At 69.9% G+C, this 14512-nt stretch carries 18 protein-coding genes; 9 read left to right on the top strand and 9 right to left on the bottom strand.

The features are described 5' to 3' along the window. The first annotated feature begins 55 nt into the window (after window positions 1-55). The 4 genes from QWM81_RS16730 to QWM81_RS16715 all read left to right on the top strand — a co-directional run bounded on the left by QWM81_RS16730 (window position 56) and on the right by QWM81_RS16715 (window position 3188). Window positions 56-1018, top strand: a complete 963-nt coding sequence (locus QWM81_RS16730) for a metal ABC transporter substrate-binding protein (RefSeq protein ID WP_290112809.1) — start codon at window positions 56-58, stop codon at window positions 1016-1018. Window positions 1019-1041: 23 nt separating this feature from the next. Next, complete coding sequence (locus tag QWM81_RS16725) at window positions 1042-1806, top strand: metal ABC transporter ATP-binding protein (protein WP_290112808.1); 765 nt, start codon at window positions 1042-1044, stop codon at window positions 1804-1806. A gap of 2 nt (window positions 1807-1808) precedes the next feature. Beyond that, window positions 1809-2702: a metal ABC transporter permease gene (locus tag QWM81_RS16720; RefSeq protein ID WP_290112807.1), complete on the top strand. Its 894-nt coding sequence runs from the start codon at window positions 1809-1811 to the stop codon at window positions 2700-2702. A 72-nt stretch (window positions 2703-2774) separates the two neighbouring features. Further along, entirely contained in the window at window positions 2775-3188 is a 414-nt protein-coding gene (locus tag QWM81_RS16715; RefSeq protein ID WP_290112806.1) for a Fur family transcriptional regulator, read from the top strand. Window positions 3189-3256: 68 nt separating this feature from the next. Here QWM81_RS16715 and QWM81_RS16710 read toward each other — a convergent pair whose 3' ends face one another. Together QWM81_RS16710 and recO are read right to left on the bottom strand one after the other, a co-directional pair. After that, complete coding sequence (locus QWM81_RS16710) at window positions 3257-4147, bottom strand: isoprenyl transferase (protein ID WP_290112805.1); 891 nt, start codon at window positions 4145-4147, stop codon at window positions 3257-3259. 26 nt (window positions 4148-4173) lie between these two features. Next, on the bottom strand, window positions 4174-4920 hold the full coding sequence (recO, locus tag QWM81_RS16705) for a DNA repair protein RecO (protein WP_290112804.1): 747 nt from the start codon (window positions 4918-4920) through the stop codon (window positions 4174-4176). A gap of 107 nt (window positions 4921-5027) precedes the next feature. On the opposite strand from recO, the gene QWM81_RS16700 reads away from it, so the two are divergent. Continuing rightward, window positions 5028-5294, top strand: coding sequence for a type II toxin-antitoxin system VapB family antitoxin (locus QWM81_RS16700; protein WP_290112803.1), 267 nt, complete (start codon window positions 5028-5030; stop codon window positions 5292-5294). Further along, window positions 5295-5708: a PIN domain nuclease gene (locus tag QWM81_RS16695; protein ID WP_290112802.1), complete on the top strand. Its 414-nt coding sequence runs from the start codon at window positions 5295-5297 to the stop codon at window positions 5706-5708. It begins immediately after the preceding gene. 15 nt (window positions 5709-5723) lie between these two features. On the opposite strand, the gene QWM81_RS16690 is transcribed toward QWM81_RS16695, so the two are convergent. Continuing rightward, a complete protein-coding gene (locus QWM81_RS16690; RefSeq protein WP_290112801.1) occupies window positions 5724-5939 on the bottom strand; it encodes a hypothetical protein in 216 nt (71 codons plus the stop codon). Continuing rightward, the gene (locus QWM81_RS16685) at window positions 5936-6169 is read right to left on the bottom strand and encodes a hypothetical protein (RefSeq protein WP_290112800.1); all 234 of its coding nucleotides are present in this window, start codon (window positions 6167-6169) and stop codon (window positions 5936-5938) included. Before QWM81_RS16685 ends, QWM81_RS16690 begins: the two co-directional genes overlap by 4 nt. A 116-nt stretch (window positions 6170-6285) precedes the next feature. Between QWM81_RS16685 and QWM81_RS16680 the strand changes: the two genes are divergently transcribed. Together QWM81_RS16680 and QWM81_RS16675 are read left to right on the top strand one after the other, a co-directional pair. Beyond that, window positions 6286-7128 (top strand): helix-turn-helix domain-containing protein, encoded by an 843-nt coding sequence (locus QWM81_RS16680; RefSeq protein ID WP_290112799.1) that lies wholly within the window; start codon window positions 6286-6288, stop codon window positions 7126-7128. After that, on the top strand, window positions 7110-7304 hold the full coding sequence (locus QWM81_RS16675; RefSeq protein ID WP_290112798.1) for a DUF397 domain-containing protein: 195 nt from the start codon (window positions 7110-7112) through the stop codon (window positions 7302-7304). Before QWM81_RS16680 ends, QWM81_RS16675 begins: the two co-directional genes overlap by 19 nt. A 34-nt stretch (window positions 7305-7338) precedes the next feature. Here QWM81_RS16675 and QWM81_RS16670 read toward each other — a convergent pair whose 3' ends face one another. Continuing rightward, on the bottom strand, window positions 7339-8118 hold the full coding sequence (locus QWM81_RS16670) for a hypothetical protein (protein ID WP_290112797.1): 780 nt from the start codon (window positions 8116-8118) through the stop codon (window positions 7339-7341). Between the two features lie 160 nt (window positions 8119-8278). Between QWM81_RS16670 and QWM81_RS16665 the strand changes: the two genes are divergently transcribed. Further along, window positions 8279-9643: an FAD-dependent oxidoreductase gene (locus QWM81_RS16665; protein ID WP_290112796.1), complete on the top strand. Its 1365-nt coding sequence runs from the start codon at window positions 8279-8281 to the stop codon at window positions 9641-9643. A 57-nt stretch (window positions 9644-9700) separates the two neighbouring features. On the opposite strand, the gene QWM81_RS16660 is transcribed toward QWM81_RS16665, so the two are convergent. From QWM81_RS16660 to leuA, 4 genes are all read right to left on the bottom strand, one after another. Continuing rightward, window positions 9701-10537 carry a nitroreductase/quinone reductase family protein gene (locus tag QWM81_RS16660; RefSeq protein ID WP_290112795.1) on the bottom strand — a complete coding sequence of 279 codons (837 nt, stop codon included), beginning with the start codon at window positions 10535-10537 and terminating at the stop codon, window positions 9701-9703. A 204-nt stretch (window positions 10538-10741) separates the two neighbouring features. After that, complete coding sequence (locus QWM81_RS16655; RefSeq protein ID WP_290112794.1) at window positions 10742-11731, bottom strand: ornithine cyclodeaminase family protein; 990 nt, start codon at window positions 11729-11731, stop codon at window positions 10742-10744. Window positions 11732-11787: 56 nt separating this feature from the next. Further along, window positions 11788-12483, bottom strand: coding sequence for a TerB family tellurite resistance protein (locus QWM81_RS16650; protein WP_435372381.1), 696 nt, complete (start codon window positions 12481-12483; stop codon window positions 11788-11790). 151 nt (window positions 12484-12634) lie between these two features. After that, window positions 12635-14392, bottom strand: coding sequence for a 2-isopropylmalate synthase (gene leuA, locus QWM81_RS16645; RefSeq protein ID WP_290112792.1), 1758 nt, complete (start codon window positions 14390-14392; stop codon window positions 12635-12637). Window positions 14393-14512: the final 120 nt, after the last annotated feature.

Genomic DNA, 14512 nt, shown 5'->3' with positions numbered 1-14512 from the left:
GGCCACTTACGCCCTTTGTTGACAATCGTTTCCACTTTTGTTGAAAATGAGAGTCATGAACGTACGACGCCTCATACCCACCACCGCCGTCGCCGGAGCCGTGGCCCTCGGTCTGGTCACGCTCTCCGCCTGCTCCGAGTCCTCCGGCACCGCCGGGACGAAGAGCGAGGACGGCAAGCTGGCCGTCGTGGCGTCGTTCTACCCGATGCAGTTCCTGGCCGAGCAGATAGGCGGCGACCGGGTCTCCGTCACCACCCTCACCAAGCCGGGCGTCGAGCCGCACGACCTCGAACTCAAGCCCAAGCAGATCGGCGAGCTCGGCGAAGCCGACTACATCCTCTACCTCAAGGGTATCCAGCCCGCCGTGGACGAGGCGATCAAGCAGGCGGGCGTCAAGAACACCGTCGACGCCGCCACCCTCACCACGCTCGAGGAGCACGGCACCGAGACCGGCCACGACCACGAGGGCGAGGAGGCCCACGAGGGCGAGGAAGCCGGCGCCGACCCGCACATCTGGCTGGACCCGGTGAAGTACGCCGAGGTCGCCAAGGGCGTCGGGGCCTCCCTGGAGAAGGCCGACCCCGACCACGCGGCCGACTACCGGAAGAACACCGACGAGCTGGTGAAGAAGCTCGACGCCCTCCACGCCACCTTCGAGCAGGGCCTGAAGAACACCTCCACCAAGACCTTCATCACCACCCACTCCGCGTTCGGCTACCTCGCCGAGCGGTACGGCCTGGAGCAGGAGGGCATCTCCGGCGTCGACCCCGAGTCCGAGCCCAGCCCCGCCCGGATCAAGGAACTCCAGGACATCGCCAAGAGGGACAAGGTCACGACCGTCTTCTTCGAGACCCTCGCCAGCGACAAGACCGCCAAGACCCTCGCCAGGGACGCCGGCCTCAAGACGGACGTCCTGGACCCGCTGGAGGGAATCACGCCCCAGTCCAAGGGCGCTGACTACTTCGAGGTCATGAAGTCCAACCTCGCGGCGCTCCAGAAGGCCCTCGGAGCCAAGTGACGCACCACCCCCTGGAGGCACCGATGAGCAGCGAGCCCGTCATATCCGTCCGATCGGCCACCGCCACCCTCGGCTCGCGCCCCGTGCTGCGCGGCATCGACCTCACCGTGGACCACGGTGAGGTCGTCGCCCTGCTCGGCGCCAACGGCTCGGGCAAGTCGACCGCCGTCCGCTCGGTGATCGGCCAGGTGCCCCTCACCGGCGGGTCGATCTCCCTCTTCGGTACGGAGCTGAGGCGGTTCCGCGACTGGGCCCGCGTGGGCTACGTACCGCAGCGCACCACCGCCGCCAGCGGCGTGCCCGCCACGGTCCGCGAGGTCGTCTCCTCGGGCCGCCTGTCCCGTACGCGGCTGAAGTGGCCCGCCAAGGCCGACAAGGCGGCCGTCCAGCGCGCCATCGAGCTCGTCGGGCTCGCCGACCGCGCCAAGGACTCCGTGAACGCCCTCTCCGGCGGCCAGCACCAGCGGGTGCTGATCGCCCGGGCACTCGCCGCCGACCCCGATCTGCTGATCATGGACGAGCCGATGGCGGGCGTCGACCTGGCCAGCCAGGAGATCCTGGCCTCGACGCTGCGCGAGCAGGTCGCGGGCGGTACGACCGTGCTGCTGGTGCTGCACGAGCTGGGCGCGCTGGAGCCGCTGATCGACCGCGCGGTCGTGCTGCGCGACGGCTGCGTGGTGCACGACGGGCCGCCGCCCGAGGCGGTCGGCCAGCACGCGCTGCCCGGCCACGACCACGTACATCCGCACGCGGCCGGCGAGCCGCTCCGCACGGGACTGCTGACCTGATCATGGAAATCCTCGAGCTCGCCTTCATGCAGCGGGCGCTCCTCGCGGCCGTACTGGTCGGCATCACCGCTCCGGCCGTCGGCATCTACCTGGTGCAGCGCCGGCAGGCCCTGATGGGCGACGGCATCGGCCATGTGGCCATGACGGGCGTCGGCCTGGGCTTCCTGATGTCCACCAACCCGGTGTGGATGGCCGCCATCGTGTCGATCGCGGGCGCGATCGCGATGGAGCTGATCCGGGCGTACGGGCGCACGCGCGGCGACATCGCGCTGGCGCTGCTCTTCTACGGCGGTATGGCGGGCGGCGTCATGCTGATCAACCTGTCGCCGACCGGCTCGAACGCCAACCTCACCTCGTACCTCTTCGGCTCCCTGTCGACGGTCTCCGAGGAGGACGTCACCGCGATCTGCCTGCTGGCGGGGTTCGTGATCCTCGTCACGGTGGGCCTGCGGCGGCAGCTGTTCGCGGTGAGCCAGGACGAGGAGTTCGCGCGGGTCACCGGGCTGCCGGTGCGGGCGCTCAACCTGCTGGTCGCGGTCACCGCCGCCGTGACCGTCACGGTCGCCATGCGGGTCGTCGGCCTGCTGCTGGTCAGCGCGCTGATGGTGGTGCCGGTGGCGGCGGCGCAGCAGCTGGCGCGCAGCTTCCGTATGACGTTCGCCCTCGCGGTGCTGATCGGTACGGGTGTGACGCTGACCGGCACGGCGACCTCCTACTACCAGGATGTGCCGCCCGGGGCGACGATCGTACTGATGGCCATCGCCGTGTTCGCCGCGCTGACCGCCCTGGCCGCCCCGCTGGCCAGGCGCCGCGCGAGGGCCGCCCGGCCGGCCGTGGACGGCTGCGACGTGGACGTCCCGGTCACCCGTGGCCCGGCGGACGACGTCAAGGTCTGACGGGCCCGCTACGGCGGCCTGGCAGAATGGCCCGACGTACTTGTGAGCGGGCCGAGTGTTGAGGAGGCACCTGTGGCGACGGCTGGACCCCCCGGCGTACGCGGCCGGTCGACCAGGCAGCGTGCTGCCGTGTCGGCGGCGCTGAACGAGGTGGACGAGTTCCGCAGCGCGCAGGAGCTGCACGACATGCTCAAGCACCGCGGCGACTCGGTGGGCCTCACGACGGTCTACCGCACCCTGCAGTCCCTCGCCGAGGCCGGCGAGGTCGACGTGCTGCGCACCAGCGACGGCGAGGCGGTCTACCGCCGCTGCTCGACGGGCGAGCACCACCACCACCTGGTGTGCCGCGTCTGCGGCAAGGCGGTGGAGGTCGAGGGCCCGGCGGTCGAGCAGTGGGCCGAGGCGATCGCGGGCGAGCACGGCTTTGTGAACGTGGCGCACACGGTGGAGATCTTCGGCACGTGCGCGGAGTGCGCGGCCAAGTGACGTGACATGACATGACGAAGGGCCCCGCACCGGTTCACCCCCGGTGCGGGGCCCTTCGTCTGCCGCCGTCACCTGCGGGTGATGCTGCCGTCCATGGCCGCCCGCTGCCCCTCGGCCGCCTCCCCGCCCTCCGGCCGGCCCCGCATCGCGAGCAGTTCCTCGTTCGGGATCGCCCCGCCGAAGCGGCGGTCGCGCTGCGCGTACTCCAGGCAGGCCTGCCACAGGTCGCGGCGGTCGAAGTCGGGCCACAGCACGTCCTGGAAGACCATCTCGGCGTAAGCGCTCTGCCAGATCAGGTAGTTGGACGTGCGCTGCTCGCCGCTGGGCCGCAGGAACAGGTCCACGTCCGGCATGTCGGGGTAGTACAGGTACTTCTGGACCGTCTTCTCGCTGACCTTCGACGGGTCGAGCCTGCCCGCCCTCACGTCCTCGGCGATCCTCTGCGCCGCGTCCGCGATCTCGGCGCGGCCGCCGTAGTTCATGCAGAAGTACAGGGTGAGCCGGTCATTGCCCTTGGTCTGTTCCTGGGCGATCTCCAGCTCCTTGGCCACCGACTTCCACAGCTTGGGCATACGGCCCACCCAGCGCACCCGGATACCGAGTTCGTCGAGCTGGTCGCGGGTCTTGCGGATGAAGTCGCGGTTGAAGTTCATCAGGAAGCGCACCTCGTCCGGCGAGCGCTTCCAGTTCTCGGTGGAGAAGGCGTACAGCGAGATGGACCCGACGCCCATCTCGATGGCGCCCTGGAGCACGTCCAGCACGCGCTCGGCACCGACCTTGTGCCCCTCGGTGCGCGGCAGGCCGCGGTCCTTCGCCCAGCGGCCGTTGCCGTCCATGACGATCGCCACGTGGTTCGGCACCAGCTCGCCGGGGAACTTCGGCGGGCGCGCGCCCGAGGGGTGCGGCTCGGGGTCCTTGTACTCGCGGCGGGACCGGCCCAGGAATCCGCGTCGTGCCATGCGCTCCATCTCCTACTTCCTCTTCGTCACTTCTCCACGTACCGGAGGGAGCGCAGCCCCCGCTCCAGATGCCAGTGCAGATACGCGGACACCAGCCCGCTCCCCTCCCTGACGTGGCGCGGCTCGCACGCGTCCGCCGTCTCCCAGTCGCCGGTCAGCAGCGCGCTGAGCAGGCCCACGGCCTCCGCAGAGGGTACGACGCTGCCGGGCACCCGGCAGTCGCCGCATACGACCCCGCCGGCCGCGACCGAGAAGAACCGGTTCGGCCCGTGGATGCCGCACCGCGCGCAGTCCTCGAAGGAGGGCGCGTAGCCGTTCACGGCCAGCGACCGCAGCAGGAACGCGTCCAGGATGAGATGCGGCGCGTGCTCCCCGCGCGCGAGGGTCCGCAGGGCCCCGATGAGCAGCAGGTACTGCTGCACGGCCGGCTCGCCCTCGTGATCCGTGAACCGCTCGGCGGTCTCCAGCATGGCGGTACCGGCGGTGTACCGCGCGTAGTCGGTGACGATCCCGCTCCCGTACGCCGCGATCGTCTCGCTCTGCGTGCACAGCGGCAGCCCGCGCCCGACCAGCTCGCTGCCCCGCGCGAAGAACTGCACGTCGACGTGGCTGAACGGCTCCAGCCGGGCCCCGAACTTCGACTTCGTGCGCCGTACACCCCGGGCGACGGCCCGCACGCGCCCGTGGCCGCGGGTCAGGATCGTGATGATGCGATCCGCCTCACCCAGCTTCTGGGTGCGCAGCACGATGCCGTCGTCGCGGAACAGGGTCATGCGGCCATTGTCCCGTACGGGGGCGGGACCGATGGCACCCGCGTTCCGAATGCACATTCGATCGTGTGCAGTGATATACTCGTGCGTATATATCCCAAGGAGGACCCATGAGCAGAACCGTCATCGACCTTGACGACGAAGCACTTGCCGAGGCCGCGAAGGAGCTCGGCACCACCACCAAGCGCGACACCATCAACACCGCGCTGCGCGAGGTGACGGCCCGCTACCGGCGCCTGCGCGCGCTGGAGAACTCCCGCCGACTCGTCCGCGAGGGCGGCGTGGACATCGACATCCTGCTGGACAAGCGCAAGTACCGGGGTGGCGTGCGGGACCAAGAGCCCAGCGAGCCGAACGAGACGCCCAGGAGCGCGTAGGTGCACGTCGCCGACTTCCTCATCGACACCTCTGCCCTGGCCCGGGTCCTGACTGGCCAGGCCGCAGAGGAGTGGGACGCCAAGATCGGCGCCGGTCTCGTCGCCATCTGCGACTTCACTGAGCTGGAGATACTGTTTTTCGCTCGGTCCAGCGCCCACCGAGAGGAACTGAAGAAGGACCTCAACACCTACTACGCCTGGTGCCCCATCCCGGACGGCATCTACCGGCGGGCTCGTGTCGTGCAGGAACAGCTCACCGCCAAGGGGGAGCACCGCAGCGCGGGGGCAGTCGATCTCCTGGTGGCCGCCGTGGCGGAGGAGTGCGGGCTCACGCTCCTGCACTACGACCGGGACTACGAGACGATCGCCCGCACCACGGGCCAACCCGTCCGGATGATCGACCTCCGGAGCTGACACCGACGCGGAGCGTCACGGCACCTCACCCCTGCTGCGCGCGTTCGCGTACGCCGTCACCGCGCTGATCCGCTCCGCGTCCGTCGCCCGCCGCACCCCTTCCGGCGGGCAGTCCCACTCCCGCCCTCCGCCGACCGGTCTCAGCTGGAGATACGGCCCCATGTGCCCCATGACGCGCGCCACGCGTCCGGTATGGATCTCCACGACGTACGACCCCACGGGCAGGCTCATCCCCGGCCACCTTCCTCCGGCAGCACGGCCGCCAGCCGGCGCGCCGTCTCCACCGTGCAACGTCCCAACTCCACGAGCGGCCTCGCCGGCTCGGCGGCGGAGGTGACGGGGTCCAGCCCCAGCGACGGCAGGACGATACCGGCCCTTTCCAGTGCCACGCGCAATTCCGCCACCGCGTCCTCCGCATCGCTGATGCGTACCTTCGACGTCCGCTCGGCTTCTTCCTTCACCAACCCTGTCCTTTCCGAATCCCTTTTCCGCTTACTGCCCCCAGCATGGGGCCTGCGCCGTAGCATTGGCGGTTGCGCAGCGCTACAACTGCTCGGCAGGACAGGGGTGTTAATCCATGGCCAACGCAGGGTCGTCGTCCAGGCAGGCCGCCTGGGAGTTCTACGGCACGGAACTGAAGAACCGGCGGGAAGCCGCGGGAATGACGCAACAGGAGCTGGGGCGGAGGGTGTTCGTATCGGGCGGATACATCGGCCAATTCGAACAGGCGATTAGGAAGCCGCAGTTGGATGTGGCGGCGAGGATCGATGAGGTACTACAAACCGACGGCTTTTTCGAGCGGATGTGCCGGAAGCTGATCCATAATTCGCGATACGCGGAGTACTTCGCGGCAGCGGCGGAGCTGGAGGCGCTGGCGACCCGGCTCTGCGAGTTCGCGCCAACGATCATGCCCGGGCTGCTACAGACGGCCTCGTACGCCCGAGCCGTGATCCTCGCAAGTAACCCATTCATCTCCGATGACCACATCGAGGAGAAGGTCACCGCACGCATGGACCGTGCGCACCTGCTCAAGAACCCCGCGAAACCGGAGTACTGGGTGATCCTGCACGAGCACGTGCTGCGGCTTCCTACTGGCGGTCGGGTCGTCATGGCCGAGCAACTCGACCACCTACTGGCGCTCGCCCGCAGGCGGAGGGTGCTGGTCCAGGTGCTTCCGTACGCAGTTGGGGCGTATCCGCTCATGGGCAGGATGCTCACCCTCATGGAGTTCGAGGACGCGCCGCCAACCGCCTATACAGAAGCGGTGTATTCCGGGAATCTGCTGGACGATCCGGCCCTAGTGAAGCGCGTTCAGGCAGCTTACGATCTGCTCAGGGCCAGCGCACTCTCGTCGGAGGCGTCCCTGGCCCTGATCGAATCAGCGGCGGAGGACTACAGACGATGCGCGAGTACGACCTGAGCACCGCCTACTGGCGCAAGAGCACCTACAGCGACGACAACGGCGGAAGCTGCGTCGAGGTCCGCGACGGCACCCCCGGCATCGTCCCCGTCCGGGACAGCAAGAACCCGACCGGGCCGGTCCTGATGGTCACCGCCCCGGCCTGGCGGGCGTTCGTGGAGGGCCTGGCCCGGTAAGGCACCCTCGGCTCCGGGAGTGGGCACCCGAAACCTACGGCTCCCGGCCTTCGCCCCTCGCCACGACCGCCTCCGTCGTGAGCGCCCGCGCGAGCACCACGCCCACCACCATCAGGGCGACCGCGAACCACCTCGGTGCCGCGTCGAGGAGGAGCACGAGCACGCCCATCGGGATCAGCAGCCCGACGAACGGCATCAGCAGGCTCCGTACCGGCGGCACCGGTTCGGTGGGGTCGAGGCGGGCGCGGACCACCGCCGGGTACCACTCGGTGAAGCGCGCCGCCGTGACGAGCGCCGAGACCTGGATGATCCAGCCGGTCCACAGGTTGTCCGGGTTGTGCAGCACCAGGTCGCCGACGCCGCCCGCGACGGCCGCCGCCAGGAAGGCGAGCCCCCAGGCGTAGGTGATGATCACGTTCGTACGCTGGAAGTCGCGTGTGTGCCAGAACGCGCGCGCGACCTTCTTCCGTGCGTACGGGACCGTCAGAGGTGCCCGTACCGCGACGGAGACCAGGGCGAGCGCGGCGATCGACAGGTTGGAGAGCTCACCGGCGTACGTGTCCAGCCACCGCAGCGTGTCCGCCGTGACGATCATGCCGATGACCGTGAGCACGGCGAAGAAGACGAGCCCGGCCACCTCCAGGAAGATCTGCCGGTGCCGCACCAGGACGAGGAGGACCGCCACCGCGAGGGCGAGCGCGGCGGCCAGTCCGTAGCGGCCGGGGCCGGCCAGCAGTGAGAAGAGGATCCACGGGGACATCCCGGTGATCGAGCTGTTCATCAGCCTGGCGCCCCGGCCCGCTGCGCCGTTCATACCCCCAGCGTGGCGCGGATCATGCGTGGAGGCGAGAGGCCTCATAAGGCCGGCTTATGGGGTCATAGGTGGGGGGCGGGTACCGAGGTGAGGTGAGCCTTACTTAGGGTGCGTACGAGCACTCTCGTCACCGCTCACTCCTCGCTCGAAGGGAATCCTCATGCCCCGCCCCTTGCGGGTCGCGATCGTGGGTGCCGGCCCCGCCGGAATCTACGCCGCCGACGCGCTGCTGAAGTCCGAGGCCGCCGCCGACCCCGGCGTGTCGATCGACCTCTTCGAGCGGATGCCCGCGCCGTTCGGCCTGATCCGGTACGGCGTTGCCCCCGACCACCCGCGCATCAAGGGCATCATCACCGCGCTCCACCAGGTGCTGGACAAGCCGCAGATCCGGCTGTTCGGCAACGTCGAGTACGGGTCGGACATCGCCCTGGACGACCTGCGGGCGTTCTACGACGCGGTGATCTTCTCGACGGGCGCGATGGCGGACCGGGCGCTGAACATACCGGGCATCGACCTGGAGGGTTCGTACGGCGCCGCCGACTTCGTCTCCTGGTACGACGGCCACCCGGACGTGCCGCGCACCTGGCCGCTGGAGGCGGAGAAGGTAGCGGTGCTGGGCGTGGGCAATGTGGCGCTGGACGTGGCGCGCATCCTCGCCAAGACGGCCGACGAGCTGCTGCCGACCGAGATCCCGCCGAACGTGTACGAGGGCCTCAAGGCGAACCGGGCGAAGGAGATCCACGTCTTCGGGCGGCGCGGGCCCGCGCAGGCGAAGTTCAGCCCGATGGAGCTGCGCGAGCTGGACCACTCGCCGAACATCGAGGTCATCGTCAACCCCGAGGACATCGACTACGACGCCGGGTCCATCGAGTCGCGGCGCTCCAACAAGCAGGTCGACATGGTCGCCAAGACCCTGGAGAACTGGGCGATCCGCGATGCCGGGAGCCGGCCGCACAAGCTGTTCCTGCACTTCTTCGAGTCGCCCACCGAGATCGTCGGCGAGGACGGCAAGGTCGTCGGCCTGCGCACCGAGCGCACGGTCCTGGACGGCACGGGCAATGTGAAGGGCACGGGCGAGTTCACGACCTGGGACGTCCAGTCGGTGTACCGCGCGGTCGGCTACCTCTCCGACGAGCTGCCCAAGCTGCCGTTCGACGTCGCCGGCGGCACGGTGCCCGACGAGGGCGGCCGGGTCATCGAGGGCGGCCGGCACATGGCGTCCACGTATGTGACGGGCTGGATCAGGCGCGGCCCGGTCGGCCTGATCGGTCACACCAAGGGGGACGCCAACGAGACGGTGGCGAACCTGCTGGAGGACCACCGCGAGGGCCGGCTGCTCACGCCGGACGCGCCGGGCGAGGACGCCGTGGTCGGTTTCCTGCGCGACAAGGGCGTCGCGTACACGACGTGGGAGGGCTGGTACCGGCTGGACGCCGCCGAGCGGGCGCTCGGTGAGGCCGAGGGCCGCGAGCGCGTCAAGATCGTCGAGCGCGAGGGCATGCTGCGGGCGAGCGCGGAGCAGTAGTCGTACGGCGTGCACGGCGGTGGGGCGCCCCCGGGTTTCCGGGGGCGCCCCACCGTTTTACGCGTCGAGAAGCGGGATGAGCTGTTCCTCCTCGTACACGAGATGGGCCTCCAGTTCGTCCGTGAGCCGTTCGACCTCCGCGAGAACATGCCGGGGGTCCGCCTTCTCATCGGACACCACCTTCTTCAGGTCGGCGAGGAGGGCCGCGATCTGCTCGTGCTCCTGTTTCAGCCGGTCCATCACCGGGGCGAGTCCCGGGTGGCGGTCGGCGAGCATCGGGAAGAGCATCGTGTCCTCCCCGGTGTGGTGGTTGTGCAGTCCTTGGCAGACGGTCAGGCAGTTGACGCGCAGCTGCGTTCCGAGGCCGCCGGCGGTCCCGGTTTCGGCGATCTCCTTGCGGATGAGGGCCAGTTCGCGCCGGAAGGCGTCGTGGACGGCCTTGAGATACTCGCCCAGGGATGTGGTGGTGACGTGGGGCGGGCCGGGGACCTCGGTGAGGGCGACCACGGGGATGACACGGCTGGTCCTGGCCTGGTAGTCGGCCCACCGGGAGTCGGCCTCGACCGCGCGGGCGAACGCGCGGTCGCGTTCCTCGCCCTTCAGGACGGTGGCGTCGGCCTCGTAGGTGAAGACACCGCTCTCGACCGTCACACGGGGGTTGGCCAGCAGGTTGTGGTACCAGGCCGGGTGCTTGGGGGCGCCGGCGGCGGAGGCGATGACGAGGATCCGGCCGTCGCCGTCGGGGTAGTAGCCGACGGGGGTGGTGTGGGGTTGGCCGGACCGGGCGCCGGTGGTGGTCAGCAGGACGAGCCGGGCTCCCTCGAACCATCCGCCCACGCGGCCGTGGTTGGCGCGGAACTCTTCGATGATCGGCTGATTGACATCGTTGGGCAATTCTCTGCTTTCTGCTCCAGGTGGAAGGACCGCTGTGCGCACGAAGGCGCGTGGAGAGAGAACAGAAGAAGGCGGGGCTCTGGCCCGCCCCGGCGTCACGCCGAGGCCGGGTGCCCTACTCGTGTGTGGCCCATGGCCGACCCGGCAGTCACCGCGTCAACGTACCGATGACGGTTGAGCGGGTGCAACGGAGAAAACCGGCCATCAGTCCATCCGGATCTCGGCACCGACCGACCGCTCGCGCGCGGCGTTGACGACCAGCGCGGCGGCCGCGGCGTCCTGCACGGCCACGCCGACCGACTTGTAGAGGGTGATCTGCTCCGGTGAGCTGCGGCCCGGCTTCTTTCCGGTGACCAGTTCGCCGAGTTCGGCGTGGATGTGGTCGGCGGTGATGACGCCGTCGCGGATGGGGAACAGCAGGTCGTTGCTGCCGGCGGGGAACGGCGCCAGCACGGCCCGCCGCGACTCCACGCACACCAGGGCCTCGGCGACCGTGGCGTCGTCGACCTCGCGGCCGCCCTGGTTGAACCCCACGGAGGCGATGTGCACGCCGGGCGTCAGCCATCCGCGCCGTACCACCGGGTCCAGGGCGTGGGTGGCCGCCGCGACGATGTCCGCGCCGTCGAGCGCCGCCGGGTACGAGGGCGCCGCGATGACCTCGACGTCCAGCTCGGCCGCCAGCTCGTCGGCCAGGACGCTCGCCCGCACCGGGTCGCGGCCGGCCACCCGGATCTCCCGGACGGGCCGGACCCGGCACATCGCCCGGGCGTGCGTGCGGGCCTGCACTCCGGTGCCGAGGACGGCGAGCACGGCGGCGTCCTCGCGGGCCAGCAGCCGCGCGGAGAGCGCCGAGGCGGCGGCGGTGCGGGCCGCGGTGATGACCGTCCCGTCCAGCAGCGCGGCGGGGGTGCCCGTCTCGGGTTCGAACACCGCGATCAGCGCCTGGTGCGTCGGCAGCGGCGTACCGGCGTTGTGCGGGAACAGGGAGACCAGCTTGGCCATGAGCACCCCGGCCGAGGGCACGTACCCCGGCATGGCGGCCAGGAACCCGTCCTGCTCGGGCACCACCGCGGCGATCCGGTCCGGTACGGAGGCCCGGCCCTCGCTGAGGTCGGCCATCGCCGGGGCCAGGGCGTCGATCAGCGCGTCCATGTCGAGCAGGGCCTCGACCTGTGAGCGTCCCAGTACCAGCATTCGCCCAGCCTCGGTCACCGCGACCGTCCCTCCCGGCCGCGACACGCCCCCACGACCTAGAACGGTGCTCTCGCCGCCTCCATCAGGCGGGTCGTGTCGTCGGCGCGCAGGTGCAGGGCGTTGCCGACGGTGGTGAGCACGTCCCGTTCGGCGGTGGTGTACGCCCCGTCGGCGAGGGCGATGCGGGCGCCCTGGAGCAGGATCGATTCGCGTCCGGCGGGCGCGAGGTGCGGGGTGAGCGGTTCCAGCGCCTCGTGCAGTTCGATGGCGAGCGCGGCGCCGCACGGGGCTTCGGTGTGGGTGACGAACCGGCCGGTGTCCGCCTCCAGGGCGGCGATCAGCGCGGTGAGGCTGTCTGCGGTGCAGTCCTCGTACCCGGCGGCGCGGACGGCGGAGACGGCGGTCTCAAGGACGGGGCGCGAGGAGACGCCGCCCGCGGCGAGGACGGCGAGGGCGACGGTGTGCACGGCGTCGCGGAGCATCGCGGAGAAGCGGGCGGTGGTGGGGTGGTCCAGGGCGTCGGTGCCGAAGTGGGTGCGGCAGGCGGCGCATTCCACGACCGGTCCGGCGAGGCCGCGCGGCACCAGCGGAACACCGAAAAGAGTGACGCGGCGGCGGCCGGTACGGCGCCGGTAGTTGCGGTCTCCGCCGCATCCGGGGCAGAAGAACTGGCCGTCGCCGACGGTGTTCCAAGAGGTCGAAATGGAGCAGATGCGCACTCTTCGCTCGTGTGATCCTCGTGCTGGCAGCACGGTTGCACCTCCGTAACCCCTCGGCCACTTTGCCGCGTTGGCGTGATGTTAGCCACATCGTTGAGGTGGCGTCAGCACCTCGGCGTGAGATCGCCACGGACATGGCCGAACCCCGCCCTCCGGGAAAGGGGGGCGGGGTTCGGGGGTGGTGTCAGCGTGCGGCGCGGTTGACGGCCGAGATGACCGCCTTCAGGGAGGCGCGGGTGGTGTTGGCGTCGATGCCGATGCCCCACAGCACCTTGCCGTCGATGGCGCATTCGATGTACGAGGCGGCCTGGGCGGAGGCGCCCTCGCTCATCGTGTGCTCCTGGTAGTCCAGCAGCCGGACGTCGATGCCGATCGACTGCAGGGCGTCGAAGAACGCGGAGATCGGGCCGTTGCCGGTGCCGGTCAGGACGGTGTCGGCGCCGTCGACCACCGCCTCGACGGTCAGCGTGTCCGTGCCGTCCTTGTCGGTCGTGGTCTGGCCGGAGCGCAGCTGGATGCGGCCCCACGGGTTCGCCTCGGTGGGCAGGTACTCGTCCTGGAAGACCGACCAGATGTCCTTCGGCGTGACCTCGCCGCCCTCGGCGTCGGTCTTGGCCTGGATGATCTTGGAGAACTCGATCTGCATCCGGCGCGGCAGGTCCAGCTTGTGGTCGTTCTTCAGGACGTAGGCGATACCGCCCTTGCCGGACTGCGAGTTGACCCGGATGACCGCCTCGTAGGACCGGCCGACGTCCTTGGGGTCGATCGGCAGGTACGGAACGGCCCACTCGATGTCGTCCACGGTCTTGCCCGCGGCGGCCGCGGTGGCCTCCATCGCGTCGAAGCCCTTCTTGATGGCGTCCTGGTGGGAGCCGGAGAAGGCGGTGTAGACCAGGTCTCCCGCGTAGGGGTGGCGCGGGTGGACCTCCATCTGGTTGCAGTATTCGGAGGTCCGGCGGATCTCGTCGATCTGCGAGAAGTCGATCTGCGGGTCCACGCCCTGGGAGAACAGGTTCATGCCCAGCGTCACCAGGTCGACGTTGCCCGTGCGCTCGCCCTGCCCGAACAGGCAGCCCTCGATGCGGTCCGCGCCGGCCATGATCGCCAGCTCGGCCGCCGCCACCGCCGTACCCCGGTCGTTGTGGGGGTGGACGGACAGGCAGATGTACTCACGGCGCGACAGGTTGCGCGACATCCACTCGAACCGGTCCGCGTGCGTGGAGGGCGTCGAGCGCTCCACGGTGGCGGGCAGGTTCAGGATGATCTCGCGGCCCTCCTCGGGCTGCCAGACGTCCATGACGCCCTCGCAGACCTCCAGCGCGAAGTCCAGTTCGGTGTCGGTGAAGATCTCCGGGCTGTACTGGTAGCCGAAGACCGTCTCGTCGCCCAGCAGCTTGTCCGCGTACTCCATCACCAGCCGCGTGCCGTCCACCGCGATCTGCTTGACCTGCTCCTTCGAGCCGCGGAAGACGACCCGGCGGAAGGTGGGGGCGGTCGCGTTGTACAGGTGGACGGTGGCCCGGTGGGCGCCGCGCAGCGACTCCACGGTCCGCTCGATCAGCTCCTCGCGCGCCTGCGTCAGGACGGAGATCGTCACGTCCTCGGGGATGGCGCCCTCTTCGATGATGGAGCGTACGAACGCGAAGTCGGTCTCGCCGGAGGAGGGGAAGCCGACCTCGATCTCCTTGTAGCCCATGCGCACCAGCAGGTCGAACATCGCGCGCTTGCGGGCGGGGCTCATGGGGTCGATCAGGGCCTGGTTGCCGTCCCGCAGGTCGGTGGACAGCCAGCGCGGCGCCTTGGTGATCCGCTTCTCCGGCCAGGTGCGGTCGGGGATGGCGACGGCCTCGTACGGGCCGTACTTGTGGATCGGCATCCCGGACGGCTTCTGCGTGTGCGTCGCGTTGGTGATGGGCGTGGGGCGGCCAACGGGCTGGGACATTGCGTAGGGCTCCTCGGGTGTCCAACAGGGGGACGGCCGACTGGGGCAGCACCGGACTCCGCGGGGAGGGGGTCGGCCTACGACTACAGGCCCTCGCCGCGGCAGCTAAGGAGAAGCAGC

It is taken from the genome of Streptomyces ficellus (genome assembly GCF_030406405.1).
GTDB classification, from domain to species: Bacteria; Actinomycetota; Actinomycetes; order Streptomycetales; family Streptomycetaceae; genus Streptomyces; species Streptomyces ficellus_B.
The sequence above is the reverse complement of the archived record's forward strand: the minus strand, read 5'-3'. Positions and strand labels throughout refer to the sequence as shown.